Here is a 25,485-nt window from a genome sequence, read left to right as displayed (position 1 = left end):
CCCGGCAGGGGATGAAACAGGGGTGAACCACAATCCAAAAATCCAAAACAAAAAATCAGAACCCCACCGGACTAGGCGTACTCCCTTCCTTCCCATAATTCAGCCAAGCTTCACCAAGCTGAGCATGCAGTTCCTCATTGGAACTCGCCGCCATCCCCAGATTGCGCAACATCCCGTCCTTCACGCCGTAGATCCAACCGTGAACAGTCAACGGCTGCCCACGATCCCAGGCGTCCTGCACGATCGTCGTCAGGCACACGTTGTTGACCTGGTGGATCACGTTCAGCTCACACAGCCGGTCATGCTGATCCTGCTCGCGGATCACCGTGCCGAGATACGTTTCGTGCTGCTCGGCCACGTCACGCACGTGACGAATCCAGTTGTCCGCCAGCCCGAAACGTTGCTTGGTCAGCGCGGCCTTCACACCCGAACAGCCGTAGTGACCGACCACCGTGATGTGGCGGATCTTCAGCACTTCCACCGCAAACTGCAGCACCGACAGGCAGTTCAAGTCCGAGTGCACCACCACGTTGGCGATGTTGCGATGGACGAACACCTCGCCCGGCGGCAGACCGATGATCTGGTTGGCTGGCACGCGCGAATCCGAGCAGCCGATCCACAGGTATTCAGGGTTCTGCTGGTTGGCCAGGTTGGAGAAGAAAGCCGGGTCTTCAGCGTTGACGCGCTCGACCCACTTGCGGTTGTTCTCGAAAAGTTCCTTGATGCGATGTGGCATGGTTTCCCGTCGTGTTGAGAGAGTTAAGCGGCGGCGCGCTGCAGCGTCGTGTTGTCTTGCGCTGCGTTGTCGTTGTCGGGTGCGCTCGCCCCATAGCGATTGACGAAGCGCTCGGCCGCGTCATACGCGTAGAAATCGTGCATCTGCCCGGAGAGCAGGCGCTCCTTGTAGCCCTGCCACATGGAGGCTTCGAAAAAGTCCGCATGGTGCTTGAGGAAGGCTTCGCGCACGCGCGGGTCACCCAGCAGGAACGTGCGGTACGTCTCCGGAAAGATGTCGTGCGGGCCGACGCTGTACCAGACTTCGCCGGACATTTCCTCTTCTTCCGTGCGCGGTTCGGGCACGGTGCGGATGTTGCAGTCGGTGAGATATTCGATCTCGTCGTAGTCGTAGAACACCACGCGGCCGTGGCGTGTCACGCCAAAGTTCTTGTACAGCATGTCGCCCGGGAAGATGTTCGCGGCGATGAGTTCCTTGATGGCGTTGCCGTATTCGATGATGCCGTGCTCGACCTGCGCATCGGTGCCTTCGTGCAGCCAGATGTTCAGCGGCGTCATGCGGCGCTCGATGTAGACGTGGCGGATGACGATCTCTTCGCCGCCGTCTTCGCTGCGCTGGTATTCGACCATCGAGGGCGCGTGCTTCTCCAGCTCCTTGATGAGGTCGTCGTCAAAGCGCGAAAGGGGGAAGGCCACGTCGGAATACTCCAGCGTATCGGCCATGCGCCCCACGCGATCGTGGCGCTTCACAAGCTGGTACTTGCTCTTGATCAGCTCGCGCGTGGTTTCCTTCGGCGGCGGGAAGTAGTCCTTGATGACCTTGAACACGTACGGGTAGGAGGGCAGCGTGAACACCAGCATCACCAGGCCCTTGATGCCGGGCGCGATGATGAACTTGTCCGACGAGTGCTGCAGGTGATGCAGGAAGTCGCGATAGAAGAGGTTCTTGCCCTGCTTCTGCAGCCCGAGCGAGGTGTAAATCTCGGCGCGCGGCTTGCGCGGCATGAGGTCACGCAGGAAGGTCACGTAGGCAGACGGAATCTCCATGTCCACCATGAAATACGAGTGCGTGAACGAGAACAGGATCAGCAGTTGCTCTTGCCGCAGCAGCACCGTGTCGAGCGAGAGCTGGCCCGCGGCATTGCGCAGGATCGGTACGGCCAGCGGGAACGTCTTGTCGCCGTTGATCACGCGCCCGATGATGTACGCCGCCTTGTTGCGGAAGAACAGCGACGACAGCACGTGGATCTGGAAATTCGGCGCGATGCGGAAATCGCCGAAGTGCTCGCCCACTGCGCGCACGACGTAGCCGATGTCGCGCTCCAGATCTTCAAACGGCGCGTTGATCTGAAAGTTGTGGACGATGCGCTCGAAGCAGGCGCCCAGGCCGTCGCGCGTGCCGGGGTAGTAGGCGCGATACGTGGGCTTGGTGGGTGACTCTTCATTCTCGATGTATTCCGTCGAGATGGCCGGGCGCACGAAGATGAAGTCGTTATTGAAGTACGAACGATGCAGGATGCGCGTGCACACCGAGTTGAAGAAGGTCTCGGCGCACTCGGGCTGGTGATGGTTGGTCAGCAGGCCGATGAAGTGCAGCTTGATCTGGCGCCAGATCTCGTCGTCGATATTCTCGGCGTCGTATTCGTCTTCGAGGATGACCGACGCTTCACGCACGCGCTCGTCGTAGTAGGCGATGCGGTCGCGCTGCAGTTGCTGCAGACCGGCCCAGTCCCCGGTCTCGAACGCGGTCTTGGCCTGTACGCTGACTTCCCGGAACAAGCGGTAGTGCTTGTCGAAGCCGTCGAGCATCGTGCGGGCGACGTCAAAGGCGATCTGCGACGAGAGGAGCTTGGGGAAATGGGACATGGCGTGTGCGCGGGGGAGGGGTAGGGAAGCGGCAAAACCAGCAAACCAGGCAGACCTAGATTGTATGGTCTTCGGTGCGGTGTTCGCGTCCTGAAACCGTTGCGCCTCCTTATCCGTTTGGCTGATGGCCCCGTGCCACCAGCCGGCCTGCTCTCGCGCGTTACATCGTCTCCGCGTACAGCTCCCGACCGATCAGCATGCGGCGGATTTCCGAGGTGCCGGCGCCAATCTCATACAGCTTGGCGTCGCGCCACAGGCGGCCGACCGGGAATTCGTTGATGTAGCCGTTGCCGCCCAGGATCTGGATGGCTTCGCCGGCCATCCAGGTGGCCTTTTCGGCCGTGTAGAGGATGACGCCGGCGCAATCCTTGCGCACCTGGCGCACGTGGTCGCGGCCCAGCGAGTCGAGGTTCTTGCCGACCGTGTACAGGTACGCCCGGCACGCCTGCAGCGTGGTGTACATGTCGGCCATCTTGCCCTGGATGAGCTGGAATTCCCCGATGCTCTGGCCGAACTGCTTGCGGTCGTGGATGTACGGCGTGACCACGTCCATGCAGGCCTGCATGATGCCGATCGGGCCGCCGGAGAGCACCGCGCGCTCGTAATCCAGGCCGCTCATCAGCACCTTCGTGCCGCCGTTTTCCTGGCCGAGGATGTTTTCCACCGGCACTTCCACGTTCTCGAACACCAGCTCGCCCGTGTGCGAGCCGCGCATGCCGAGCTTGTCCAGCTTCTGCGCGACCGAGAAACCCTTCATGCCCTTCTCGACGATGAACGCCGTCATGCCGCGCGCGCCCAGTTCGGGCTCGGTCTTGGCGTAGACGACCAGCACGTCGCAGTCCGGGCCGTTGGTGATCCACATCTTGGTGCCGTTGAGCACGTAGCGGTCGCCTTTGAGTTCCGCGCGCAGCTTCATGCTGACGACGTCGGAGCCGGCATTCGGCTCGCTCATCGCCAGCGCGCCGACCCATTCACCCGAAACCAGCTTGGGCAAGTACTTGGCCTTCTGGGCCGCCGTGCCGTTGCGGTGGATCTGGTTCACGCACAGATTGGAGTGCGCGCCATACGACAGGCCGACCGATGCCGAGGCGCGGCTGATTTCTTCCATGGCGATCATGTGCGCCAGGTAGCCCATGTTGGCGCCGCCGTACTCCTCGGCCACCGTGATGCCGAGCACGCCCAGTTCGCCCATCTTGCGCCACGCGTCCATCGGGAACTGGTCGGTGCGGTCGATCTCGCCGGCACGCGGTGCCAGCTCGCCCTGCGCCCAGTCGCGCACGGCCGATCGCAGCATCTCGATGTCTTCGCCCAAGTCGAATTTCAGGCCGGGCAGATCAATCATGGTGGTCTCCTTGGGCGCGGCTCAAGCCGCTGGTGTCTCTGGTGAGTAGTCTGGCGCCGTGAGGTGCACGCCGCTTGTGGCGGGCGCACCGGTGCCGGGAGGGCGTTGCAAGGTGTTGCGTATTGTATTGACGTTTACGTAAACGTCAATGACCCGTCATTACGTAGATTTGCGGAATCAGGCGGCCTTGCGGCGCTTGGGCGGCTTGCCCGTGCTTGCCTGGGCATCATCGAGCAGGCGGCGGCACTGGCGCTCGTGCTGGTCGATCTCGGCCAGCTGGGCATTCAGGTCTTCCAGTTGCTGCGTGAGCACCGCACGGTGCTGCGCCAGCGACGCCAGGAAGCGCTCCAGTTGCGGCACCGTATCGCGCGGGGATTCATACAGATCCAGGATTTCCTTGATCTCGCCCAGCGACAGCCCGAGCCGCTTGCCGCGCAAGGTCAGCTTCAGGCGCGTGCGCTCGCCGGCCGAATACACCCGGCGACGCCCGCCCGGGCCTTGGCGATCCGGCGCCAGCAGACCCTGGTCTTCGTAGAAGCGGATGGCGCGCGGCGTGATGTCGAACTCGCGGGCAAGATCGGTGATGGTGAAGCTTGCGTCGGCAAGCTCGCCGGCATCGCCCGATTCAAGATCGGCGGCAAGCGCGGCGGCGGCAGACGGAGTGGAGGCAGACATACGGCGGGGAACGGAGTAACGGCAGAGGTGTGATGACACGTGCACGCCGGGCAGCGACATTAAGTTTTCGCTTAAGATGGATGACCGGCGGCGAATTGACGTTTACGTTAGCGTCAATGGCGCCAAACCGCAATCGCAGAGACCGCCTTGAAGCACCGAAAGGCGGCGACCGAGACCACATCCTCATGAACGCGCTCGAACACCAACTCGACTATCCCTTTGGCGACACGCTGCCCGAAGGCGGCACGCGGTTTGAAGTCGCCCCCGGCTTCTACTGGCTGCGCATGCCGCTGCCGTTTGCGCTCGATCACATCAACCTCTGGCTGTTGCGCGATCGGCAGGACGGGCAGGACGGCTGGACGATCATCGATTGCGGCATCAACCACGAAGCGATCCGCGGGTATTGGGAGCGCATCTTCGCGAACCACCTCGACGGCCTGCCGGTGCTGCGCGTGCTGGTCACGCATTGCCATCCGGACCACGTTGGCCTCTCGAACTGGCTGTGCGAAGGCGGCGACGAAAAACGTTGGAACGTGCGCCTGTGGATGAGCCTGGGCGACTACGCCTTCGCGCGCATGCTGGTGGGCGGCACGGGGGCATCGAACGCCGGCGGCGAATTTGCCGCGCGCCATTTCGAGCGCCACGGCTTGACGGACCCAACCTCCATCGAAGGCATCCGTAACCGCAAGGATTACTACAGCACGCTCGTGCCGGGCGTGCCCAGCCAGTACCGCCGCCTGATGGATGGCAACGTCGTCACCATCGGCGAGCACAAATGGCGCGTCATCACCGGCTTCGGTCATGCGCCCGAGCACGTCGCGCTTTACAGTGAGGATGCCAACGTGCTGATTTCCGGCGACATGGTCTTGCCGCGCATTTCCACCAATGTGAGCGTGTTCGATCTGGAGCCCGAAGCGGATTCGCTCACGCTGTATCTGGATTCGCTTGGCAAGTACGAGCCGCTGCCGGCGGATGTGCTGATCCTGCCCTCGCATGGACGGCCGTTCCGCGGGTTGCATACGCGCATCCAGCAGCTGCGCGATCACCATGCGGATCGGCTGGCCGAAACATTGGCTGCGTGCAAGGCCGCACCGCAATCCGCACGCGACATTGTCAACGTCATCTTCAAGCGCCAGTTCGACGTGCACCAGATGACCTTCGCGATGGGCGAGGCGCTCGCCCACTTGCATGCGCTGTGGCATCGCGGCGAGCTGGTGCGCGAAACCGGCGCTGACGGTATCGTCCGATTCCACGTAGCTGCATAAACTGTACAACCCGTGCTTTCCACCGGAGCCGACCATGGCTGACCAGCATGACGTTCTCGACGACAGCGCCGTCGTCCTGCCGTTTCCCGCGCAGACGCCGACTGCGCCGTATTACGCGGTGATCTTCGCCTCCACGCGCACCGACGGCGACAACGGCTATGGCGCCATGGCTGACCGCATGGTTGAGTTGGCGCGCAGCATGCCGGGTTTCCTCGGCATCGAATCCGTACGCGACGAACTGGCCGGCGGGCAGGGGCGCCCGGGCATCACCGTGTCGTACTGGTCGTCGCTGGAGGCCATTCGCGAGTGGAAGAACCAGAGCGACCACCTTGCCGCGCAGAAGCTGGGGCGCGAGCAGTGGTATGCGTCGTACCACCTGCGCATTGCCAAGGTGGAGTACGACTACGGTTTCGAGCGATAGCGCACCGCGCTCCGGCTCAACAAAAAACCCGCCAACCGGTGGGTTCTTTTTTGGGCTGCGGCCTGAAGATCTAGCGCAGCGTCTTTGCAAACTGCCCCAGGTACCGCACGCCCTCGATCGCGCGGCTACCGTACCACGACACCATCTCGCCATCCACCAGATAGACCGGCTTGCCGATCTGCTTTTCCAGCGCGTCGACATGCTCTTCGGTAAAGCTGTAAGGCTCGGTGGAGAGCAGCACGCAGTCGATGTTGCGCACCACGTCATCGCTCCAGCGGAACGTCGGGTACCGCGTGTCGGGTCGGTTGGGGCGGGCGCAATCGCCGCTCTTCTCGGTGCCGCATTGCACGGGCGCCGGATCATCCGGCCACGTATGGCAGTTGACGAGCTTGAGCATGCGCGAGATGTAAGTGTCGCGCGACACCGTCATCCACGGGTCTTGCCAGATGGCGTACAGCACGCGGTGCGGCAGGAAGTGGCGGCCGCGCAGCGCCTCCAGCTCGTGTGTGAGCGCGTCCGACAGCTTCTGGGCCTGCGCCTCGCGGCGGAAGATGCCGCCCAGCAGTTGGTATAGCGTGAGGTTGTCTTCCGGCGAGCAAGGATGCGTGACGATGATGTTCGGGATGAACTCGCGCAGCTTGTCGACGGTGGGGCGCGTGTTCTCGTCAATGTTGACGATGACGTGCGTGGGCGCCAGCTCGCGCAGCTTGTCGACTTTGACGGTCTTGGTGCCGCCCACCTTGGGTACGTTGCGCACCGCTTCGCGCGGGTGGATGCAGAAGCCGGTGCGGGCGACCAGCTGATCGCCGAGGCCCAGCGAGAACAGCAGATCGGTAATCGAAGGCACCAGGCTGGCGATGCGCGGTGTGGTGTCGACGGGGGCGTGCGCGAGGCCAGCCGCATCGGTGTAAGTCATGACGAAATCTCGGGGTTGCGGGGTTTGCGCCCGGCGCGCGCAAACGCAAAGTCATAGAGCCCGCGCGGCAGCACGTGCAGCAGCTTCGCGACGATGCCCATCTGCCATGGCAGCACCGTGAAGCGCGCGCCGCGATGGATCGCATTCACGGCTTTCTGCGCGAAGCGGTCGACCGGCATCAGGAAGGGCATCGGATACGGATTGTGTTCGGTCATCGGCGTGCGGATGTAGCCTGGGGCGATCGTCACCACGCGCAGGCCAAGCGGGCTGAACTCCACGCGCAGGCTCTCCATCAGCTTGATCACCGCCGATTTGGAGGCGCTGTACGCCGCCGCACCCGGCAGCCCGCGCACGCCAGCCACGCTGGCAACGCCGACCAGCGTGCCGCCGGGCCGCCCAGGCTTGGCACGCGCCAGCATCGGCGCGACGAACGGCTGGAACGTGTTGAGCACGCCCATCCAGTTGGTGTCCATCACAGTGGCAAAGGCTTTCAGGTCGCCGGCTTCCCGCAAGTCCGTGCCAACCGAGATGCCGGCGTTGGCGATCACCACATCGGGCAGCCCAGCCGTGGCGATAAACGCGTTGGCCGCGCCGCGCATCGACTCGGCGTTGCGCACGTCGGCGGCGTAGCAATGGCAACGGCTCTGGATACTGGCCGGCAGCGTCTGCACAAACTCATGGAGCACGTCGACACGCCGCGCGACCAGCCCGATCGTGGCGCCCTGCGCTGCGTACTGACGTGCCAATGCCTGGCCGATCCCGCTGGAAGCGCCGGTGATGAAGACGATCTCGCTCATGTCGATGTCCTGTTGGTGTGAAGAAGGCCGACGCACAAAAAACGCCCGCACAGGGGCGGGCGTCGATGGCGGTGTGTCACGCCCGGGCGCATGCCCGGAAACGCGGCAATCCGTCACATCTTGCGGTTGCGTACCTGGTCGACGAGGTAGTCGAGCGTTTGGGCGGCGCCAACGTTGCTGCCGGCATCGGCCGGCGACGTGGTGTACTTACCCTGCACGACCACGGTCGGCACACCCTCGATCTTGTACTGATCGGCCAGTTGCGCGGCGCGTTTGGTATTGGCGTTCACACTGAACGAGTTGTAGGTATCGCGGAACTGCTTTTCGTCGACGCCGTTGGCGGCCATGAACTTGGCAATGTCATCCAGTTCGGACATCGAGCGGTAGTTCTTGTGCAGCTGGTCGAACACGCGGTCATGCAGCGTCTTGCCGCTGGCGTCCTTGGCGTCGAGCTTGCCCAGCGCTTCCAGCGTGTAAAAAATGCGGGTGTGCGGCTCCAGCTTGGCGTTGAAGGCCACCGGCACGCGCTTGATCACCACGTCCTTGCCTTGCTTGGCGACCCACGCCGTCCAGGTGTTTTCAAAGTCGTAGCAGTGCGGGCAGCCGTACCAGAAGAACTCCGTCACTTCGATCTTGCCTGCGGGCACCGGCTGCGGCGTTTGCAGCACTTTGTATTCCTTGCCGGCGGTGGGTGCGGCATTGGCCGGCGCGGTCATCAGGAAGCCGGCGCCGGTAGCGAGGGCGATCAGGAAAGCAGCGAGTTTTTTCATGGTGAATGGACAACGAATTGGACGAAGCAACGGGAAAACCAGCGAAATCGAGTGCCGAACCGCCCGACGCGGGTGTCAGCGTAACTGAATCTCAGGTTTCTGACCGATCACAGCCCGCCGGGTTCAAAGCGGGCCGCATGACTTCACGTTACTGGCGGGCGAAGCGGATGACCGACGATTCCACGCCCGTCGACTGCAGGCGGCTGCGCACGGTGGTCATCTCGTCGAGCGAGTTGAACGGCCCCAGGCGCACGCGGTACATGGTGGTGCCATTGACTTCGCGCTGGGTCACCTTGGCTTCAAAGCCCTGCATGGCCAGATTGCCCTTCTGGCGCTCGGCGTCCTCGGAGGATTTGTAAGCGCCAACTTGCAGGAAATAGCCCGTCTTGGCGGCATCCTGACGGGCGATCTCGGCAATCGGGTCAGTCACCGGCTTCTCGTTGGAGGCCGTGACCGGCGCCTTGGGCGGCTTGGCGCCGGGTGCGCTTGCCACCTGCGGGGCCGAGGCAGGCTGGGCCGGATGGATGGTGATGCCCGGCGGCGGATTGTTCTGCTCGGCGGCCTGATCGACCGGCTTGGCCGGCACGCGGCTCCACAACGGCGCGTTCGGGTCGGCTGCCTGCGGGGCGCTGGCTTGCGGTGCGGGCTGCGCCGGCGTCGGCAGCGTGTTGACCACGTTGCCCGCTTCGCTCGGCTTGGGTTGCGCGCCGCCACGCGACACGAAGGGCACCGGCGCCTTGGTGATGTACACCGCCACCACCACGGCGATCGCCAAACCGACGATCAAGCCCAGCACCAGACCCAGAAACGTGCCGCCCCGTTGCGAGCGGGCACGGGAAGATTGCGTATTGCGTGCCATGTCGATCCTTCTAGAAGCGCCCGATTATAAGAGCGCCGTGTGATGCCAAATCGTGCGCATTTACATCTTTTGCGGCGCGGACACGCCAATCACCGCCAACCCGTTGCGCAGCACCTGGCGCGTGGCGGCCAGGAGCGCCAGACGAGCACGCTTGACGGCCTCGTCGTCGACCAGCACGCGATCGGCGTTGTAGAACGCGTGGAAATCGCCCGCCAGGTCGCGCAGGTAGAAGGCTACGGCGTGCGGGGCGAGTTCGCGTGCGGCGTCGGCCAGCATGTCGGGAAATGCGGCCAGGCGTTGCACCAGCGCCGTCGCCTGCGGGCTGACGTCCGGGCCCGTCACCGCAGCCAGATCGGCGTTCGTGAGCGAGGCGGGGTCAACGCCTGCGCGCTCGAATACCGAGCAGATACGCGCGTGCGCGTACTGCACGTAGTACACCGGGTTCTCGTCGCTCTGCTTCAGTGCCAGATCGACGTCGAAGACGAATTCGGTATCGGCCTTGCGCGACAGCAGGAAGAAGCGCACGGCGTCGCGGCCGCGCGTGAAGCGCGAGGGCCAGTTCGGTTCGCCGGCGTCCACGCAGGCGCGGATGGTGTCGACGCCGGCTTCGCTCTCGGCGTCGCCGTTGGACCATTCGATCAGGTCGCGCACGGTCACGTACGAGCCGGCGCGCTTGGAGATCTTGACCTCGGCGCCGTCCTTCATCACCGTGACCATCTTGTGCAGGACGTAATCCGGATAGCCCTTCGGGATGCCGATGTTCAGGCCCTGCAGGCCGGCGCGCACGCGGGCGATGGTGCCGTGGTGGTCGCTGCCCTGCACGTTGATGACCTGCGTGAAGCCGCGGCCCCACTTGGTCGTGTGGTACGCAACGTCGGGCACGAAGTAGGTGTAGGCGCCGTCGGACTTGCGCATGACGCGGTCCTTGTCGTCGCCGTCGTCGGTGGTGCGCAGCCACAGCGCGCCTTCCTGCTCGTACGTCTTGCCGGCGGCAACCAGCGCGTCCACCGTCTGCTGCACCTTGCCTTCGGTGTAGAGCGACGACTCCAGGTAGTAGCGGTCGAACTTCACGCCGAAGGCTTGCAGGTCGATGTCCTGCTCGTTGCGCAGATACGTGACCGCAAAGCGGCGGATGGCTTCGATGTTCTCGACATCGCGCTCGCCCGTCACGGGCTCGCCATCGGAGGCGCGTACGGTCTTGCCGGCGAGGTAATCGGCGGCGATGTCGGCGATGTAGTCGCCGTTGTAGGCGGCTTCAGGCCAGTTGGCGTCACCCGGCTTGAGGCCGCGCGCGCGGGCCTGCACCGAGACTGCCAGGTTCTGGATCTGCACACCGGCGTCGTTGTAATAGAACTCGCGGTGAACCTTGTGGCCCTGCCAGTCGAGCAGGCTCGCCAGCGCATCGCCCAGTGCGGCCTGGCGGCCGTGGCCGACGTGCAGCGGACCGGTCGGGTTGGCCGAGACGAATTCCACCAGCACCGGCGCGCCGTCATGCGTGTTGGCGGCGCCATAGCGGTCGCCTTCTGCAAACACGGCGGCAATCACGTCGGCACGCGCGGCAGCCGACAGACGCAGGTTGATGAAGCCGGGACCGGCGATTTCCACGGCGCACACCAGGCGCTGGCCGCGGGCGTCGGCACGGATGGCATCGGCGATCTTGCCGGCCAGCTCGCGCGGGTTGGTGCCCAGCGGCTTGGCGAGCTGCAGCGCGACGTTGCAAGCGATGTCGCCGTGCGCGGCCTGCTTGGGGCGCTCCAGGACGATCTCCGGTCGGGCTTGGCCCTCGGGCAGCAGGGAGCCGACGGCGTCGGACAACAATTGGGCGATCGTCTGTTTGTGGGAGGGCAGCATAAAGAAACCATGACGCCGGCAGTGCTGAAATGGATTGAAATCCAGTTCTGGCGCCGCCAGTTGCGTTGTTCGGGGAAAAGTACGAAATTTTATCAGGTGAGCCGCGGTCTCAGCCGTATCCTGCCCCCGCCGTGGCAATCTGCGGCCCCCACCCAACCAAGGGAAACCAAGAAATCATGATCACCTTTACTTCGCACGCTTCGCAAAAGTTCTCCATGCAGAAGGATCTCGCCATGGTGCTGCTGGGCGTGATCGGCAAGACGCTGGGCGAGCGTGGTGTCATCACGCCCGAAGAGATGCCCCACGCCATCGATCGCCTCAAGCGCGCCATCAAGGATGACACGCACCAGGCACATATCCAGGTGGACGAGCTGTCGCCGCCCCAGCTGGACGAAAACGGCGAAGAAGAGCCGCCGCACCTCGGCCAGCGCGCCTATCCGCTGCTGCACATGCTGGAAGAATCGCTGGTTGAGCAATCCAGCGTGCTCTGGGGGGTCTGAGTTCGGGCGCAGGCCAAAAAAATGCCCGGCCGCCAAACGGGGCGGTCCGGGCATCCGGCCACAGGGGCCGGGAGCGGGGGAGGGGCTGGCGTGCCGGGCGGTGTCTTGCCTGGCCGCTGTTGCGTTATTGGTCGTGCAGCATGTCGGACAGCTCGTCCGCGTGCTCTTCCTCCACTGCCAGGATCTCTTCCAGCACGCGACGCGTGGTGGGGTCCCGGTCCCCGATGTACCGGATCATCTCCAGGTAGCTCTCGATCGCAATCCGCTCAGCCACCAGGTTCTCCTTGATCATGTCGACCAGGCCGCGGGCTTCCACGTATTCGGAATGGCTGCGCGCGGACAGGCCCTCGGGGTTGAAGTTGGGCTCGCCGCCCAGTTGCACGATGCGCGTGGCGATGCTGTCGGCGTGCTGCTGCTCTTCGTTGGCGTGCACCAGAAACTCTGCGGCGATCGGCTCGGCGTTGATGCCCTTGGCCATGAAGTGGTGGCGCCAGTAGCGCAGCACGCAAATCAATTCCGTGGCCAGCGCCTCGTTCAGCAGTCGCAGCACAGTCTCTCGGTCGGCTTTGTAGTCTGCGGTCACGGCGCCTTCCTCGATGTGCTTGCGGGCACGTTCGCGCAAGGTCTTGATGTCGGAGAGGAAGCTGCTTTCCAAGGGGGCGGCGACGTTGGTCCGGCTCATGTGAATGCTCCTGCGGGGTGATTGGCGTGGGTGGTTTTATTCGCTGGCGTCGCGCCGGCTGCTGCTGCCGGCCAGCGCCACAACCAGCCCGATCGCCGCGCCAATCGCCACGGCCACACCCACCGACTTGAACGGTGCGCCGGTAATGGTTTCTTCCGTGCGATCGAGCGCCCAGTCCATGCGTTCGCGGGCTTGTTGGGCGCGGTCGTTGGCGGCGCGGCGCAGTTGGTCGGCGCGCGCATGCAGGGTGCGGCTGGCACGGTTGGCTTCGGCGCTGCCTTCGTCGGTCAGGGTATGGATGGCGTTTTCGAGAGAGCGCAGCAAGCTCTGTACGTCTTCCACGGCGGGGCGAGCGGCGTAGCGGGCTTGGTCGACGGCGTCGCTGGCGCTGTCCATGGCGCGGTGCGCGCGATCATTAACGTCATCAATTCGGCTGCGGACGCGTTGGCTGGCAAAGAGTGACATGGTGAAGTTCCTCATCGTGGCGCCGCGGGACGCACGCATCGGCGGCGCGGTGGGTTTGGGTGCGGTTTCGGTTTTGGCGAAAGCGGGCCGCATGTAAAACCATCTAGCAAGACACGGGCCGCGCCCTCGCCCGGGTTGTCTGCGCTAATCGACGGCCTTGAAGACCGTGACGCCCAGCACCAGAAACAGCACGCACAGCACCACGAAAATGAAGAACAGGACCTTGGCGATGCTCGCCGCTCCTGCGGCAACGCCGGTAAAGCCCAAGACGCCCGCCACCAGGGAAATGATGGCGAAGATGAGTGCCCATTTCAGCATGTTGTCGTCTCCAGTTCGGATGGATGGGGTGCAGGGCAGCGGCACATTGCGTGAAGCCGCCACCCTGCGGCGTACTCCCACGCACATCGCGTGCCTGACCGGGGTGTGCCCCAAGTGTCGCCCGGGGCGCCCACGCGGTATCATCCGAATTGCCAAAAAAACACAAACGCAACGCGCGCCGCGTCGGGCGGTTTGACGCGTTTCCTATGGGTCTGCATGCCATGCGGTCATCCTTGCGCTCCACTCTGCTGCTCGCCGGCGGCATTCTGCTGACGCTCGGGGTGCTGATTGCCTCGGAGACAGGCAACATCCGCCTGAGCCAGGGCTATCGGCAGGTGATTCAGTCGCAGCAGGCTGAAACCGCCATCAACGAACTGCTTGCCGAGCTGGTCAACGCCGAGGCCGGCCAGCGCGGTTTCCTGCTCACGGGCAAGGACGAATACCTCGATCCGTACAACAAGGCCATCCCGCACATCCACGCGTTGATGGCAGAAATTCGCGATCACTACGCCAACGATCCGGACGCGCTCAAGCTGTTCTCGGAGACGGCGCTCCAGGTCAGTCGCAAGCTCACCGAGATGGAACTCACGCTCATCTACGGCAAGCGAGACCTGGAAGTAGCGCTCGATCTCGTGCGCACCGATTTCGGCAAAGCATCCATGGAAGCGGTGCGGCAGGGCCTGGACCGCCTGCGTCAGCGCGAGATCGCCACGGTGGCGCGCAGCCTGGAACACGCCGAGCGCGATCTGGCGCTGTCGCGTTACGGCATTGCACTCATCACGGCGGTCAACATCATCCTGCTGGTGGTGCTCGGCATGCAGCACGCCAAGCGCCTTGCCGTGACGGAGCGCGAACGCGACATGGCGGAAGAAGAAAGCCAGAAACTCGACCGCATGGTGCGTGAGCGCACGCGGCAGTTGTCCGACCTGGCCGCCCATTTGCAGCGCGTGACCGAAGACGAGAAGACACGCCTCGCGCGCGAGCTGCACGACGAGTTGGGCGCCATCCTCACCGCCACCAAGATGGACCTGCACTGGCTGCGTTCACGCATTCACGCCAGCGAGCCCGCCGTGAGCGAAAAGATCACGCGCGTGATGGCCCACGTGGATCAGGGCATCCAGATCAAGCGCCGCCTGATCGAAGACCTGCGCCCGACGATTCTGCTCAACCTTGGCTTGGTGGAAGCGCTTTCGCAATTGACGGAGGACGTCGGCACGCGCAACGGCTGGCACACGGAAGTGAGCCTGCCCGACGACATGCCCAAGCTGACCGATGATGCGGCCATCGCGCTGTATCGCATCGTGCAGGAATCGCTGACCAACGCATCGAAATACGCGCATGCGACCACGGTGTCGGTGGCGCTCGATGTGAGTGAGGAGGGCGTGCGCCTGCGCGTGCGCGACAACGGCCGGGGCTTCCCTGCCGACATCGAGCGGCGCCGCATGGTCGGCCATCACGGCCTGCTGGGGATGGAGCAGCGCGCCATTGCGCTGGGCGGCACGCTCGTCATCGACTCAATGCCGGGCGGCGGGGTGACGATCATCGTCGAGCTGCCTCCAAGCGATGCCGTGTTCGATCGGGGTGCCGCCAACGAACCGTCGGGCATGCAGGCGCTGACCGGCGGTATGACGCCCGCGCCGGGCCACGGCGGGGCGACTGTGTAAGCCGCCCAGCGTAATGGCGCCGCCCAAACAAAAAGCCCCATCGCGGGGCTTTTTTGTCTTTGATACCGGTGTAGCTGACGCTGGCGTTACATCTTCTGCTTGACGCTGTCGGCCGAATTCTCCAGTTTCTGACCACCGGTCTGGATGTCCTTGCCGGCGCCGGCCATGGTGTTGCAGCCAGCCAGGAACACACACGTCAGTGCAAGTGCGGCACACAAGGTCTTCATCGAACGCTCCTTGGGGGTGAGAAATGGCGTTGGTCGCGCGGCACGACAGCAGACGCGGCGGGCGCGAAAAATCTCAGGGGTGGAAATGCTGCGCGAGCTGTTGGCGGGGGCGGCCGACGCCGGCGCGCTCTTCGATCACCTCGAACACCTTGTCGAGTTCGAGCGATTTGTCGAAGAAATAATTGGCGCCGGCTTCAAAACAGCGCTGCCGGTAGGTCGGCACTTGCGCGTGGTTGGTGTAGACGATGCGCACGCTGGGCGACGCTTGATCGCGCAACGTTTGAAGGACCTTGAAGCCATTGCCCTGCCGCAATTGCAGGTCGACGATCACGACGTCGTAATGGCCTTGCCCGAGAAGGCCTAGCGCCAAATCTTCGGTGTCTGCCCATTCGACCGTCGCCACGAAGGCGGAAGCCTTGAGGTATTCCAGAACCATGCCGCGAAGCACGGGGGAGTCCTCGATCAGGAGGACACGCAGGCCACGGGTGGAGAGGGTGACGGCTTGATCCAGCATGGGTTGATGTTAGCCAGCGGGTTGCCGAGGTGGTATCAGGCGTTGTCCTACATGCCAGTTGGGTTTGCGGCGCGCCGAGGGGTTTTGGCGCCCCACCGGGCATTACTCAACCAGGCCGTTCTTGATCGCGTAATACGTGAGATCGGCATTGGATTTCATGCCCATCTTTTCCAGAATCCGCGTGCGGTACGTGCTGACTGTCTTGACGCTTAGGAACAGCTCTTCCGCGATGATCGATACCGATTGCCCGCGCGCCAGCTTGCAGAAGATCTGGAATTCGCGCTTGGACAGCGTCTGGTGCAGTGGCTGGTCGGTCGGCTTTTCCAGCCCGCCAATCAGCAGTTCGGCCACGGTCGGGCTGACATAGCGGCGGCCTTGCGACACGGTACGAATGGCCTTCACCAGCTCATCCGGCGCGCTTTCCTTGGTCAGATAGCCCGATGCGCCTGCGCGGATCAGGTTGATGGCGTACTGGTCTTCCGGAAAGGTCGACAGGATCAGCACCGGCAGATCGGGATGGCGCTGGCGAGCCAGCTTGAGGGTGTCGATGCCATTGCGATCGGGCATGGAAATGTCGAGCACCACGACGTCGAAGGCGCCGGTGCGGAGTTGCTCCATCACCTCTTCCCCGCTGGCCGCTTCCCCCGCGACTTCGATGTCCCGCTCTTCGGACAGGAACTGTCGAAGGCCGGCACGGACGATCTCGTGGTCGTCCGCAATCAGGACGCGAATCATGCTGCTCCTTATGAGCGCGCTGGGCGGGCTGTCCGACTCCGCGCGCTGCGCTTGTTGGTTCGATACGACAGCAATTGTATCGGACTGTCGCGCTAAACCGGGGCTCCTCTTGCTGGCGGGTTCAGGCGGGGTTGTCTGCGTTTCCATGAAAGACCTCGGGAATGTGCATGAGTCGCAACATGCTGGTGCCTGCCGACGAGCAATCCGTGTGCCTGTGCGCGTGCTGCCAAAGAAAACGGGGCGGAAGAGTTCCGCCCCGGGATGGCCAGATGCACCGGGCGAGCCCGGCGTCGTGACGCGTTACTTGGTTTGCGTCGTGGCGGCGGCGTTGGCGCCGGCGTCGGCGCTCAGCCCAGAAGTGGTATCAGCCTTGGCAGCCTTGCCCGACTTCTCTGCCGACTTTTCCGTCTTGCTGACCGACTTGCCGACCTTGTCGGCGGTCTTGTCGACGCCGGCTTCCGTCTTGGCCTTGTGTTCGTGTGCGGCCTTGGCGCCGTGCTCGGCCTTCGTGTTCAGTTGGCTCTTGGCGGACTCGGTGTCCAGCTTGGCGCCGGTGTCGGCCTTCAGACCGGTGCCGATGTTGGTCTGGGCCGGTGCGACAGCTGCCGTGCCGTTGGCTTGCACGCCGGCGTTGGCCGACGGGGTTTGCGCGTTGGCGTAAGCCGAAGCAGCAGCGATGGCGATGGCGGACAGGGAGATCAGCAGCTTGTTCATGGAAGAGACTCCTTTCGTTCTGAACGGCCACGCGAGGGATTCGTCGCGGCATCACTCTGTGTGTGTTGAGTGAATGGGTTCAGTCTATGGAGCCCTTCCGGTTACGACTGTTAGGGGGTGTAAGCCTTTGTAATGTAAGGATCGCCCCTCTTGAAACCCCGACAACGCCAATGCCGGTAAGGGTTTGCGGGCGTAAGACATCGTGTGGATCACACTATGTCTTAAACGTCTTGTCACAGAATCAGAGATTCGGCGCGAGGGCGCGTTCCACAAAGGCGCGGTCTTCGCCGCTGCGGGCGATCATGTCGTCCACCTGGTCCTGACCGATCTTGCCCAGCGTGAAGTACGTGCTGTCCGGGTGCGACAGGTAGAAGCCCGATACCGACGCAGCGGGTGTCATCGCCAGCGCTTCGGTCAGGTTCATGCCGATCTCCTGCGCGTCGAGCACGCGGAACATGTCGCGCTTGACGGTGTGCTCGGGGCAGGCCGGGTAGCCGGGTGCGGGGCGGATGCCCTTGTACTCCTCGCGGATGAGCGCGTCGTTGTCGAGCGTCTCTTCGGGTGCATAGCCCCACAGGTCGCGGCGCACGCGGGCGTGCAGGCATTCGGCAAAGGCTTCGGCAAAGCGATCCGCCAGGGCCTTGAGCATGATCGCGCTGTAGTCGTCGTTGTCGGCTTCGAACTGCTTCTCGCGCTTTTCCACCCCGATGCCGCCGGTGACGGCAAACAGGCCGATGTAGTCGGCAATGCCGGTGCTCTTGGGCGCGATGAAATCGGCCAGGCAGCGGTTCGGGCGCATCACGCCGTCGATGATCGGGCGCTCGCTCTGCTGGCGGATGTTGCGCCAGGTGAGGGCGACTTCCGAGCGCGATTCGTCGGTGTAGATCTCGATATCGTCATCGTTGACGGTGTTGGCCGGCAGCAGCGCGATTACGCCGTTGGCCGTGAGCCAGCGTCCGGCGATCAGGCGCGCGAGCATGCTTTTGCCATCGGAGAACACGCGACGGGCTGACTCCCCCACGATCTCGTCGTTGAGGATGTCCGGGAATTTGCCGGCCAGATCCCACGTCTGGAAGAACGGGCCCCAGTCGATGTACTGCGCGAGTTCGTTCAGGTCGTAGTTGCGGAACACGCGGCGGCCGATGAATTTGGGCTTGGGCGGCGTGTAATTGCTCCAGTCGATCTTCGTCTTGTTGGCGCGCGCGGCGGCCAGCGACACCATCGGCGTGGCTTTCTTGTTGGCGTGCTGGGTGCGGATGCGATCGTAGTCGGCGTGCAGTTCTTCGACATAACGCGCGGCGCCTTCGTCGGAGAGCAGGCTCGACGCCACGCTCACTGAGCGCGAGGCGTCCGGCACGTAGACGACCGGTCCTTCGTAATTCGGGGCGATCTTCACGGCGGTGTGCACGCGGCTCGTCGTCGCGCCGCCGATCAGCAGCGGGATCTTCTTCACGCGGAAGTATTCGTCGCGCTGCATTTCCGACGCCACGTAGGCCATCTCTTCGAGCGAAGGCGTAATCAGACCCGACAGGCCGATGATGTCCGCGCCTTCCACCTTGGCCTTCGCCAGGATGTCGTTGCAAGGCACCATCACGCCCATGTTCACGACTTCGAAGTTGTTGCACTGGAGCACGACGGTGACGATGTTCTTGCCGATGTCATGCACGTCGCCCTTGACTGTGGCGATGACGATCTTGCCGCGCGAGCGCACGTCGCCGCCGGCCGCGGCAATCTGACGTTTCTCTTCTTCGATGAACGGAATCAGGTGGGCGACTGCCTGCTTCATCACGCGGGCGGATTTCACCACCTGCGGCAGGAACATCTTGCCGGCGCCAAACAGGTCGCCGACGATGTTCATGCCGTCCATCAGCGGGCCCTCGATCACCTGGATCGGACGGCCGCCGGCGGCAAAGATCTTCTGGCGCACCTCTTCGGTGTCTTCGACCACGTAGTCGTTGATGCCATGCACGAGCGCATGCGCCAGGCGCTTTTCCACCGGCTCCTGGCGCCAGGCGAGGTTCTCCTCGCGCTTGGTGCCGCCCCCCTTGTACCGGTCGGCAATTTCCAGCAGGCGGTCAGTCGCATCCGGGCGGCGGTTCAGCACCACGTCTTCCACGCGATCGCGCAGCTCGGGGTCGAGGTTCTCGTACACGCCCAACTGGCCCGCATTGACGATGCCCATGTCCATGCCCGCCTGAATCGCGTAGTACAGGAACACGGTATGGATCGCCTCGCGCACCACGTCGTTGCCGCGGAATGAGAACGACACGTTCGATACGCCGCCGCTCACCTTGGCATACGGCAGGTTCTGCTTGATCCAGCGCGTGGCTTCGATGAAGTCCACGGCGTAGTTGTTGTGTTCTTCGATCCCGGTGGCCACCGCGAAGATGTTCGGGTCGAAGATGATGTCTTCCGGCGCAAAGCCGACCTGGTTCACCAGGAAGTCGTAGCTGCGCTTGCAGATCTCGGTCTTGCGCGCGTATGTGTCGGCCTGGCCTTGCTCATCGAAGGCCATCACCACGGCGGCTGCGCCGTAGCGCTTGATGAGCTTGGCGTGGTGCGCGAACTGTTCTTCGCCTTCCTTGAGTGAGATCGAGTTGACGATCGCCTTGCCCTGCACGCACTTCAGGCCCGCCTCGATCACCTCCCACTTGGACGAGTCGATCATGATCGGCACACGCGCGATGTCGGGCTCCGAGGCGATCAGATTCAGGAAGCGAACCATCGCCGCCTTGGAATCGAGCATCGCCTCGTCCATGTTGATGTCGATGACCTGCGCGCCGTTTTCAACCTGCTGGCGCGCCACGGCCAGCGCCTCGTCGAACTGGCTGTTCAGGATCATGCGCGCGAACGCCTTGGACCCGGTGACGTTGGTGCGCTCGCCGACGTTGACGAACAGCGTGCTCTCGCCGATGTTGAACGGCTCGAGGCCAGAGAGGCGCATGGGGTGGTCGGTCATGTTCTTAGGATGCAAATGGGGACGGCGGGTGCAGGCGGGGTGCCTGGGCTCAAGCGGCTTCCTTGTACTGGCCGGGCCAGGCGCGCGGCTTGCGATTGGCCACGCGCTCGGCAATCGCCTTGATGTGCTCGGGCGTGGTGCCGCAGCAACCGCCCACCAGGTTCACCAGGCCGGCCGATGCAAACTCGTCGACCAGGCTGGAGGTGACCTCAGGCGTTTCATCGAAGCCCGTGTCGCTCATCGGGTTGGGCAGGCCGGCGTTGGGGTAGCACGAGACGGCCGTGTCGCAGATCTTCGCCAGCTCGGCGATGTACGGACGCATCAGCGCGGCACCCAGCGCGCAGTTCAGGCCGAAGGTGATCGGCTTGGCGTGGCGCAGGCTGTTCCAGAAGGCCTCGACGGTTTGGCCCGAGAGAATGCGGCCCGAGGCATCGGTCACCGTGCCGGAGATCATCACGGGCACGCACTCGCCGGTGTCTTCGAAAAGCTGGTCGATAGCGAACAGCGCCGCCTTGGCGTTGAGCGTGTCGAAAATCGTCTCGACGAGGAACACGTCCGCGCCGCCTTCCAGCAGTGCCTTGCCTTGCTCGTAGTACGCGTCGCGCAGCTGGTCGAAGCTGACGTTGCGGGCGCCCGGGTCGTTCACGTCGGGCGAGATGCTGGCGGTCTTGGGCGTCGGGCCAAAGGCGCCGGCCACGAAGCGCGGCTTTTCGGGCGTGCTGTATTTGTCGCAGGCTTCGCGCGCCAGGCGAGCGGCGACGACGTTCATCTCGTAAGCCAACTCCGCCATCTTGTAGTCTTCCTGCGCGATGGTCGTCGCACCGAAGGTGTTGGTTTCGATCAGGTCCGCGCCGGCGGCTAGGTACTGCTCGTGGATTTCACGGATGACGTCGGGGCGGGTGAGCAGCAGCAGCTCGTTGTTGCCCTTCACATCGATCGGGTGGTCGGCAAAGCGCTCGCCCCGGTATTGCGCCTCGGTCAGCTTGTAGCGCTGGATCATGGTGCCCATCGCGCCGTCCAGGATCAGAATGCGCTCGCGCAGCAGCGCGGGCAGGTTGGCGGCACGGGTGTAGGGCAGGGGCGCGGTCATGGGGAGGGACTCCGGGGTGCAGCGGCCGGTCAATATTCAAAATTTGCGGCCAAAGGAGAATTTTACCAGTCGCATCAATGACTTGCCGCCGTTATGGGCAATTGCACTCCTATAATCGACATCACGCCATTTGCCCGCCCTGACGCCCGCCATGCAATTGCTTGATCCCACAGACGCCCACGCCTTCCTGGAGCGCACGCCCGCCGCGCTTTTTGTCGACTGCCGCAGCGAAATGGAACACCTGTTTGTGGGCCACCCGGCCGGCGCCCACCACGTCTCGTGGAACGACGGCCCGCATTGGGAAGTGAACCCGGAGTTCGTGCCGGCCGTGCGCAAACTGACCGGCCATGGCATCGAGCGCCCGGTCGTACTGATCTGCCGTAGCGGCAATCGCTCGGCGGCGGCGGCGCATGCACTGGAAGAGGCGGGTTTCCGTGATGTCTACGTCGTGCGCCACGGTTTCGAGGGCGACCTGGACGGCACGCGCCATCGCAACACGCTCAATGGCTGGCGTCATGCCGGCCTGCCGTGGGAGCAATGCTAGAGGGAAACGATCGATCCGATAGTCGATCGACACATGAAAAAACGCCCGGCAGCGCCATGCTCCGGGCGTTTTTCGTTGATGCGTCTGGCGGGCGGTTTTGCCCGCGCGGGACTTCAGTGCATCGTGACCGGCTGCGTCATCACCGTGTCGAATTTGCCGAGAAAGTCGTCGACTTCTTCAACGGTGGGTTCGCTCGCGATGAGCTTCTTGACATCCTCGCGGAAATGCTCGGCCAGCTCGCCGCCGAGGAAGATTTCACGTTTGAGGTTTTTGTCCACGATCTCGTAGCCGCCCGCTGCCAGCATGGCGTGTTGGCCGTCTACACCGAACTCAACAACACAGTAGTTGTCGCTGTTGTAGATCATTTGCATGGTGCACCTCCGAGGCGTCAATCGTCTTGCTGTTGTGGGGACTGCTCTACTGCTGCACCGGGTACATGGGGCCCCCCGTCGTGACTTCAAGGGCCGATCAACTCCCGCCTCATGATCGTTCTGCCTCATCTACCCCTTGGGCTTCATGATCGGTCACAAAGTTCGCGAACGCGAGGTGAAATGTGTGACGTGCGTTGTGATCGCGTAACAAGACCTTTCCGCTCCTGCATCGAAAGAAGCAAGCCCCCTTCGGCCATTCGGCGGGTAGACGACGGGCGGTGTGCGGGGCGCTTGCAACTATCGGCAAGGCAGGCAGGCCTCATGGCGTGTCACATTGGCTTCCGCATCCTGCGTGCCCGAGGAACTCATCCAGATCGGCGAGAAAGGCCTCCTCCTGTTCGATGGGGGACAGGTGCGCTGCGTGCGGAATCACTTTCAGGCGTGCGCCCGGAATGTGCGAGGCGATCTCGCGCGCCGCTTCCACTGGCGCACCGGTATCGTGTTCACCTGTCATGACGAGTGCGGGGCAAGCGATGCGTGCCAACGCGCTGCGCGAGTCGAGCGCCTTGATGGCCAGGCACGCACCGACATAGCCGTGGGGTGGCGTGGCGCGCAGCAACGCGCGGATGCGTTCCACAAGGTCAGGATGGGTTTCACGAAACGGCGTGGTCAGCCAGCGCTGTATCGTGGGTTCGACAATGCCGCTCATGCCGTGCGCTTCGACCTGGCCGATGCGTTCGTCCCACATCGGGTGCGCTGATACCGGCGTGTGGCACACGGTGTCGCACAGCGTGAGCGAGAGCAGCCGCTGCGCGTGCCGCACCCCGAGAACCTGTCCGACCATGCCGCCCATCGACAGGCCGACGAAATGCACCTGCCCAATCGACAACGCATCGAGCAGGCCGGCCACATCGTCTGCCATCTGGAACAAGGTGTAAGCGCCGTGCGGGGCGCTGGTCTTGCCGTGGCCGCGTGCATCGTAGCGCAGCACGCGGTAGCGGCTGGCCAGGCGTTGAGCGATGCTGTCCCACAACTGATGGTCCACGCCCAGGGCATGCGCAAGTACGACCCATGGGCCATCTGCGCCCTCGGTGCGGTAGTGGATGTCGATGCCGTTGGCGCGCACCGTGCCCGAACTGGAGAGGGCGTTGGCTTCCATGTCAGCCTCCTTCCTGGGACTGGTAGACCAGATCGAACTGCATGCCGTTGGGTTCGGTCTGGCGCAGGCGTACCGGCAGCCAACCGTGATCGGCGGACAGCCAGATTTCTACACGCCGTTTGTCATCTGCACGGCGCGGCAGCCGTATGAAGTGTTGCGCACGAATCGTGCCGTTCGGGGTGTCGATGGCCTCCTCGCCGACGTGCTGCACGCGGGCAACTTCCACGCTGTCGGTATCGGCGACCGGGAATTCCAGCGTGAGGCCGGGGCTGGCGATGCGCTCGGGGCCGCCACGCGCCAATCCGGTCAATTGCAGGAAGACGCTGAAGCGGTCTTGCGTGCCCTCGGGCAACGGCAGCACGGTGGGCGTGCGGGTGAAAGTGACCGTGGGTGCGCTCTGCGCCCCCGAGGCCGGTGTGGCGTCGGCCGCGTAGTGGAACGTCGTGACGTCGGGCTGTCGGCGCCCGCGCACTTCTTCGTAGCGCCTGGGGGTCAAGCCATACGGGCCGACGGTGCCGGCGCTGCGAAAGGCGAGCGAGCCGAAGAACAGCGGCAACGGAATTTCCACGGCAAGCGTGTAAGTTTTGCCATCGGTGACCCAGCGGATGACGCCGTCTTCGTTGCGCACGCCGTTGACATAGGTGGCATACCGCAGCGTGGCCGAGGGCGGTAGCGAGAAGCCGTCGCCGGACGACGCAGGCGGCCCTCCTGGGCCTTCGCCGCTGAGATCCGCGACCACGCCGGTATTGGCCGAGGCTTGAGCGCCAGCGCTGGTGAACTCGGAAGGGTCCATGCTCGCCAAATCGGGCGCGAGCGGCGTGGGTGTCGGCGCCGGCGTGGGTGCGGCCTGAGGATGCGGATGAGGTGCCGCCGGCCGTGGCTTGGCCGCTGCCGCCGGGGATGGTGGCGGCTGCACCGGCTCGGGATGCAGCAGCAGCGCCGGGATGATCTGCTCCGGCGCCGGCGGCCACGTCACCTGACGGCTGCGCGCGATCCACACGACGGCAATGATGTGCAGTACGAGCACCGCCAACAGCACGAACCCGAACCGGCCAAGCCGATGGAAGCGACGCCTGCGCGGGGGCGCGCGGTCGGCCTCGAGTTCGTCAGGATTGCGGGGCGTTGGGTGCAACGTATCCAAGATCGGCGGAAAGCTGTTGTGCGGCCAGCCGCAAGCGCCGCTCCAGCGGGCTGCTCCAGGTGGTGTCGAACGTGCTTTGTGCGCCCAGTGCGATCAGCACGAGACAGAGTTGGCCGTTGGCGTCGAACACCGGCAGCGACATCGCGTTGATGCCGGGCAGCACGCCGCCATGGATGCGCGAGGCGCCATGCAGGCGCACGTCGGCGCAAACGGCGTCGTAGGCTTCGAGCGTTTGCGGCAGCTCGGGGTTCTCGCCGCTGGGGGGCTCCCCCTTGGCCGCAATGCGGTCGAGTTCGCGCTGGATGAACGGGCGTGTCTGCGCGCGCGGCAAGTAGGCGCCGAATACGCGGCCCGTGGCCGAGTTCAGCATCGGCATCACGTCGCCCAGGCGCAGGCTGACCGTCACGGGATGGCTGGCTTCTTCCCAGTGGACGATGGCCGGGCCCTGGTTGCCCCAGACAGCCAGGCCGATCGTGTGATCGATTTCGTCGCGCAGCGCGGCGGCAGCGGGCCGGGCACGGCGCATCGGGTCCTGCCGGTTCAGGCTCACCAGCCCCATTTCCAGCGCGAAGGGGCCCAGGTCGTAACGGCCTTCGGGCGTTTGCGTGACCAGCCCGAGGCGCGCAAAGCTCACCAGATAACGGTGCGCCTTGGCGGGATTCATGGGCGCGGCACGCGCCAGGTCGCGCAGCATCATCGGGCCATGGGTGTGCGTGAGCACTTCCAGCAGCCGGAAGCCGACTTCGATGGACTGGATGCCCGAACGCGCGGGGGTATCCAACTCGCCATCGGCATCGGACTCCAGGTCGAGATCGGTGTCGGCGGGCAGCGGTGGCATGGTGAGGGGGGATGGATCAGTTCGGGCCAGTTTAGCCGATGCACGGTGTACCATCCGCGCAGCCTTT

General features: G+C 64.1%; 27 protein-coding genes. 5 read left to right on the top strand and 22 right to left on the bottom strand.

Annotated features, from left to right (window positions below):
• Positions 1-55: 55 nt before the first annotated feature.
• The 4 genes from can to R2N16_RS02710 form a co-directional block, all read right to left on the bottom strand.
• Positions 56-736 (bottom strand): carbonate dehydratase, encoded by a 681-nt coding sequence (can, locus tag R2N16_RS02725; RefSeq protein WP_316664048.1) that lies wholly within the window; start codon positions 734-736, stop codon positions 56-58.
• 23 nt (positions 737-759) lie between these two features.
• Positions 760-2,601: a bifunctional isocitrate dehydrogenase kinase/phosphatase gene (aceK, locus tag R2N16_RS02720; RefSeq protein ID WP_316664047.1), complete on the bottom strand. Its 1,842-nt coding sequence runs from the start codon at positions 2,599-2,601 to the stop codon at positions 760-762.
• A 160-nt stretch (positions 2,602-2,761) separates the two neighbouring features.
• Positions 2,762-3,943, bottom strand: a complete 1,182-nt coding sequence (locus R2N16_RS02715; RefSeq protein WP_004633702.1) for an isovaleryl-CoA dehydrogenase — start codon at positions 3,941-3,943, stop codon at positions 2,762-2,764.
• A gap of 177 nt (positions 3,944-4,120) precedes the next feature.
• Entirely contained in the window at positions 4,121-4,618 is a 498-nt protein-coding gene (locus R2N16_RS02710; protein ID WP_316664046.1) for a MerR family transcriptional regulator, read from the bottom strand.
• A 185-nt stretch (positions 4,619-4,803) separates the two neighbouring features.
• Between R2N16_RS02710 and R2N16_RS02705 the strand changes: the two genes are divergently transcribed.
• Positions 4,804-5,883, top strand: coding sequence for an MBL fold metallo-hydrolase (locus R2N16_RS02705; protein ID WP_316664045.1), 1,080 nt, complete (start codon positions 4,804-4,806; stop codon positions 5,881-5,883).
• Positions 5,884-5,917: 34 nt separating this feature from the next.
• Positions 5,918-6,304 carry an antibiotic biosynthesis monooxygenase family protein gene (locus R2N16_RS02700; protein WP_316664044.1) on the top strand — a complete coding sequence of 129 codons (387 nt, stop codon included), beginning with the start codon at positions 5,918-5,920 and terminating at the stop codon, positions 6,302-6,304.
• 70 nt (positions 6,305-6,374) lie between these two features.
• Here the strand turns inward: R2N16_RS02700 and R2N16_RS02695 are convergent, their stop codons facing one another.
• The 5 genes from R2N16_RS02695 to argS form a co-directional block, all read right to left on the bottom strand.
• A complete protein-coding gene (locus tag R2N16_RS02695) occupies positions 6,375-7,220 on the bottom strand; it encodes a helical backbone metal receptor (protein ID WP_316664043.1) in 846 nt (281 codons plus the stop codon).
• On the bottom strand, positions 7,217-8,017 hold the full coding sequence (locus R2N16_RS02690; protein WP_316664042.1) for an SDR family oxidoreductase: 801 nt from the start codon (positions 8,015-8,017) through the stop codon (positions 7,217-7,219). The genes R2N16_RS02695 and R2N16_RS02690 overlap by 4 nt, the downstream gene beginning before the upstream one ends.
• A 113-nt stretch (positions 8,018-8,130) precedes the next feature.
• Entirely contained in the window at positions 8,131-8,787 is a 657-nt protein-coding gene (locus R2N16_RS02685; RefSeq protein WP_316664041.1) for a thiol:disulfide interchange protein DsbA/DsbL, read from the bottom strand.
• Between the two features lie 148 nt (positions 8,788-8,935).
• Complete coding sequence (locus R2N16_RS02680) at positions 8,936-9,646, bottom strand: SPOR domain-containing protein (RefSeq protein ID WP_316664040.1); 711 nt, start codon at positions 9,644-9,646, stop codon at positions 8,936-8,938.
• Positions 9,647-9,706: 60 nt separating this feature from the next.
• Entirely contained in the window at positions 9,707-11,497 is a 1,791-nt protein-coding gene (argS, locus tag R2N16_RS02675; protein WP_316664039.1) for an arginine--tRNA ligase, read from the bottom strand.
• Between the two features lie 176 nt (positions 11,498-11,673).
• Between argS and R2N16_RS02670 the strand changes: the two genes are divergently transcribed.
• A complete protein-coding gene (locus R2N16_RS02670; protein ID WP_316664038.1) occupies positions 11,674-11,997 on the top strand; it encodes a DUF1840 domain-containing protein in 324 nt (107 codons plus the stop codon).
• 124 nt (positions 11,998-12,121) lie between these two features.
• Here the strand turns inward: R2N16_RS02670 and R2N16_RS02665 are convergent, their stop codons facing one another.
• From R2N16_RS02665 to R2N16_RS02655, 3 genes are all read right to left on the bottom strand, one after another.
• A complete protein-coding gene (locus R2N16_RS02665) occupies positions 12,122-12,679 on the bottom strand; it encodes a ferritin-like domain-containing protein (RefSeq protein WP_316664037.1) in 558 nt (185 codons plus the stop codon).
• 36 nt (positions 12,680-12,715) lie between these two features.
• On the bottom strand, positions 12,716-13,144 hold the full coding sequence (locus R2N16_RS02660) for a hypothetical protein (protein WP_316664036.1): 429 nt from the start codon (positions 13,142-13,144) through the stop codon (positions 12,716-12,718).
• A gap of 144 nt (positions 13,145-13,288) precedes the next feature.
• Complete coding sequence (locus R2N16_RS02655) at positions 13,289-13,462, bottom strand: DUF1328 domain-containing protein (RefSeq protein WP_316664035.1); 174 nt, start codon at positions 13,460-13,462, stop codon at positions 13,289-13,291.
• Positions 13,463-13,683: 221 nt separating this feature from the next.
• On the opposite strand from R2N16_RS02655, the gene R2N16_RS02650 reads away from it, so the two are divergent.
• Complete coding sequence (locus R2N16_RS02650) at positions 13,684-15,126, top strand: CHASE3 domain-containing protein (protein ID WP_316664034.1); 1,443 nt, start codon at positions 13,684-13,686, stop codon at positions 15,124-15,126.
• 86 nt (positions 15,127-15,212) lie between these two features.
• On the opposite strand, the gene R2N16_RS02645 is transcribed toward R2N16_RS02650, so the two are convergent.
• The 6 genes from R2N16_RS02645 to R2N16_RS02620 form a co-directional block, all read right to left on the bottom strand.
• Complete coding sequence (locus R2N16_RS02645) at positions 15,213-15,353, bottom strand: entericidin A/B family lipoprotein (RefSeq protein WP_316664033.1); 141 nt, start codon at positions 15,351-15,353, stop codon at positions 15,213-15,215.
• Between the two features lie 73 nt (positions 15,354-15,426).
• Entirely contained in the window at positions 15,427-15,867 is a 441-nt protein-coding gene (locus tag R2N16_RS02640) for a response regulator (protein WP_316664032.1), read from the bottom strand.
• Positions 15,868-15,969: 102 nt separating this feature from the next.
• The gene (locus R2N16_RS02635; protein WP_009277190.1) at positions 15,970-16,602 is read right to left on the bottom strand and encodes a response regulator; all 633 of its coding nucleotides are present in this window, start codon (positions 16,600-16,602) and stop codon (positions 15,970-15,972) included.
• Between the two features lie 300 nt (positions 16,603-16,902).
• Positions 16,903-17,316, bottom strand: coding sequence for a hypothetical protein (locus R2N16_RS02630; protein ID WP_316664031.1), 414 nt, complete (start codon positions 17,314-17,316; stop codon positions 16,903-16,905).
• Positions 17,317-17,557: 241 nt separating this feature from the next.
• Positions 17,558-20,275: a methionine synthase gene (gene metH / locus R2N16_RS02625; RefSeq protein ID WP_316664030.1), complete on the bottom strand. Its 2,718-nt coding sequence runs from the start codon at positions 20,273-20,275 to the stop codon at positions 17,558-17,560.
• 49 nt (positions 20,276-20,324) lie between these two features.
• A complete protein-coding gene (locus tag R2N16_RS02620) occupies positions 20,325-21,365 on the bottom strand; it encodes a homocysteine S-methyltransferase family protein (RefSeq protein ID WP_316664029.1) in 1,041 nt (346 codons plus the stop codon).
• A 151-nt stretch (positions 21,366-21,516) separates the two neighbouring features.
• Here R2N16_RS02620 and R2N16_RS02615 point away from each other — a divergent pair, with 151 nt between their 5' ends.
• On the top strand, positions 21,517-21,909 hold the full coding sequence (locus R2N16_RS02615) for a rhodanese-like domain-containing protein (protein ID WP_316664028.1): 393 nt from the start codon (positions 21,517-21,519) through the stop codon (positions 21,907-21,909).
• 113 nt (positions 21,910-22,022) lie between these two features.
• On the opposite strand, the gene R2N16_RS02610 is transcribed toward R2N16_RS02615, so the two are convergent.
• From R2N16_RS02610 to R2N16_RS02595, 4 genes are all read right to left on the bottom strand, one after another.
• The gene (locus tag R2N16_RS02610; protein ID WP_012760982.1) at positions 22,023-22,280 is read right to left on the bottom strand and encodes a BTH_I0359 family protein; all 258 of its coding nucleotides are present in this window, start codon (positions 22,278-22,280) and stop codon (positions 22,023-22,025) included.
• Positions 22,281-22,599: 319 nt separating this feature from the next.
• Positions 22,600-23,439 (bottom strand): 3-oxoadipate enol-lactonase, encoded by an 840-nt coding sequence (pcaD, locus tag R2N16_RS02605; protein WP_316664027.1) that lies wholly within the window; start codon positions 23,437-23,439, stop codon positions 22,600-22,602.
• Between the two features lies 1 nt (position 23,440).
• Positions 23,441-24,580, bottom strand: coding sequence for a DUF3108 domain-containing protein (locus R2N16_RS02600; protein WP_316664026.1), 1,140 nt, complete (start codon positions 24,578-24,580; stop codon positions 23,441-23,443).
• Positions 24,546-25,418: an IclR family transcriptional regulator gene (locus tag R2N16_RS02595; RefSeq protein WP_316664025.1), complete on the bottom strand. Its 873-nt coding sequence runs from the start codon at positions 25,416-25,418 to the stop codon at positions 24,546-24,548. The genes R2N16_RS02600 and R2N16_RS02595 overlap by 35 nt, the downstream gene beginning before the upstream one ends.
• Positions 25,419-25,485 lie beyond the last annotated feature (67 nt).

This window comes from Ralstonia psammae, from assembly GCF_958405935.1.
In the GTDB taxonomy this organism is placed as follows: Bacteria; Pseudomonadota; Gammaproteobacteria; order Burkholderiales; family Burkholderiaceae; genus Ralstonia; species Ralstonia psammae.
This window is presented reverse-complemented; position numbering and strand designations above follow the sequence as displayed.

Coding starts and splice junctions, on each gene's coding strand:
- R2N16_RS02655 (WP_316664035.1), bottom strand. CDS start 13,462: ATGCTGAAATGGGCACTCATCTTCGCCATCATTTCCCTGGTGGCGGGC.
- R2N16_RS02670 (WP_316664038.1), top strand. CDS start 11,674: ATGATCACCTTTACTTCGCACGCTTCGCAAAAGTTCTCCATGCAGAAG.
- R2N16_RS02680 (WP_316664040.1), bottom strand. CDS start 9,646: ATGGCACGCAATACGCAATCTTCCCGTGCCCGCTCGCAACGGGGCGGC.
- R2N16_RS02650 (WP_316664034.1), top strand. CDS start 13,684: ATGCGGTCATCCTTGCGCTCCACTCTGCTGCTCGCCGGCGGCATTCTG.
- R2N16_RS02705 (WP_316664045.1), top strand. CDS start 4,804: ATGAACGCGCTCGAACACCAACTCGACTATCCCTTTGGCGACACGCTG.
- aceK (WP_316664047.1), bottom strand. CDS start 2,601: ATGTCCCATTTCCCCAAGCTCCTCTCGTCGCAGATCGCCTTTGACGTC.
- R2N16_RS02630 (WP_316664031.1), bottom strand. CDS start 17,316: ATGAACAAGCTGCTGATCTCCCTGTCCGCCATCGCCATCGCTGCTGCT.
- metH (WP_316664030.1), bottom strand. CDS start 20,275: ATGACCGACCACCCCATGCGCCTCTCTGGCCTCGAGCCGTTCAACATC.
- R2N16_RS02615 (WP_316664028.1), top strand. CDS start 21,517: ATGCAATTGCTTGATCCCACAGACGCCCACGCCTTCCTGGAGCGCACG.
- R2N16_RS02715 (WP_004633702.1), bottom strand. CDS start 3,943: ATGATTGATCTGCCCGGCCTGAAATTCGACTTGGGCGAAGACATCGAG.
- R2N16_RS02665 (WP_316664037.1), bottom strand. CDS start 12,679: ATGAGCCGGACCAACGTCGCCGCCCCCTTGGAAAGCAGCTTCCTCTCC.
- argS (WP_316664039.1), bottom strand. CDS start 11,497: ATGCTGCCCTCCCACAAACAGACGATCGCCCAATTGTTGTCCGACGCC.
- R2N16_RS02640 (WP_316664032.1), bottom strand. CDS start 15,867: ATGCTGGATCAAGCCGTCACCCTCTCCACCCGTGGCCTGCGTGTCCTC.
- R2N16_RS02660 (WP_316664036.1), bottom strand. CDS start 13,144: ATGTCACTCTTTGCCAGCCAACGCGTCCGCAGCCGAATTGATGACGTT.
- R2N16_RS02635 (WP_009277190.1), bottom strand. CDS start 16,602: ATGATTCGCGTCCTGATTGCGGACGACCACGAGATCGTCCGTGCCGGC.
- R2N16_RS02685 (WP_316664041.1), bottom strand. CDS start 8,787: ATGAAAAAACTCGCTGCTTTCCTGATCGCCCTCGCTACCGGCGCCGGC.
- pcaD (WP_316664027.1), bottom strand. CDS start 23,439: ATGGAAGCCAACGCCCTCTCCAGTTCGGGCACGGTGCGCGCCAACGGC.
- R2N16_RS02610 (WP_012760982.1), bottom strand. CDS start 22,280: ATGCAAATGATCTACAACAGCGACAACTACTGTGTTGTTGAGTTCGGT.
- R2N16_RS02700 (WP_316664044.1), top strand. CDS start 5,918: ATGGCTGACCAGCATGACGTTCTCGACGACAGCGCCGTCGTCCTGCCG.
- can (WP_316664048.1), bottom strand. CDS start 736: ATGCCACATCGCATCAAGGAACTTTTCGAGAACAACCGCAAGTGGGTC.
- R2N16_RS02695 (WP_316664043.1), bottom strand. CDS start 7,220: ATGACTTACACCGATGCGGCTGGCCTCGCGCACGCCCCCGTCGACACC.
- R2N16_RS02645 (WP_316664033.1), bottom strand. CDS start 15,353: ATGAAGACCTTGTGTGCCGCACTTGCACTGACGTGTGTGTTCCTGGCT.
- R2N16_RS02620 (WP_316664029.1), bottom strand. CDS start 21,365: ATGACCGCGCCCCTGCCCTACACCCGTGCCGCCAACCTGCCCGCGCTG.
- R2N16_RS02710 (WP_316664046.1), bottom strand. CDS start 4,618: ATGTCTGCCTCCACTCCGTCTGCCGCCGCCGCGCTTGCCGCCGATCTT.
- R2N16_RS02595 (WP_316664025.1), bottom strand. CDS start 25,418: ATGCCACCGCTGCCCGCCGACACCGATCTCGACCTGGAGTCCGATGCC.
- R2N16_RS02690 (WP_316664042.1), bottom strand. CDS start 8,017: ATGAGCGAGATCGTCTTCATCACCGGCGCTTCCAGCGGGATCGGCCAG.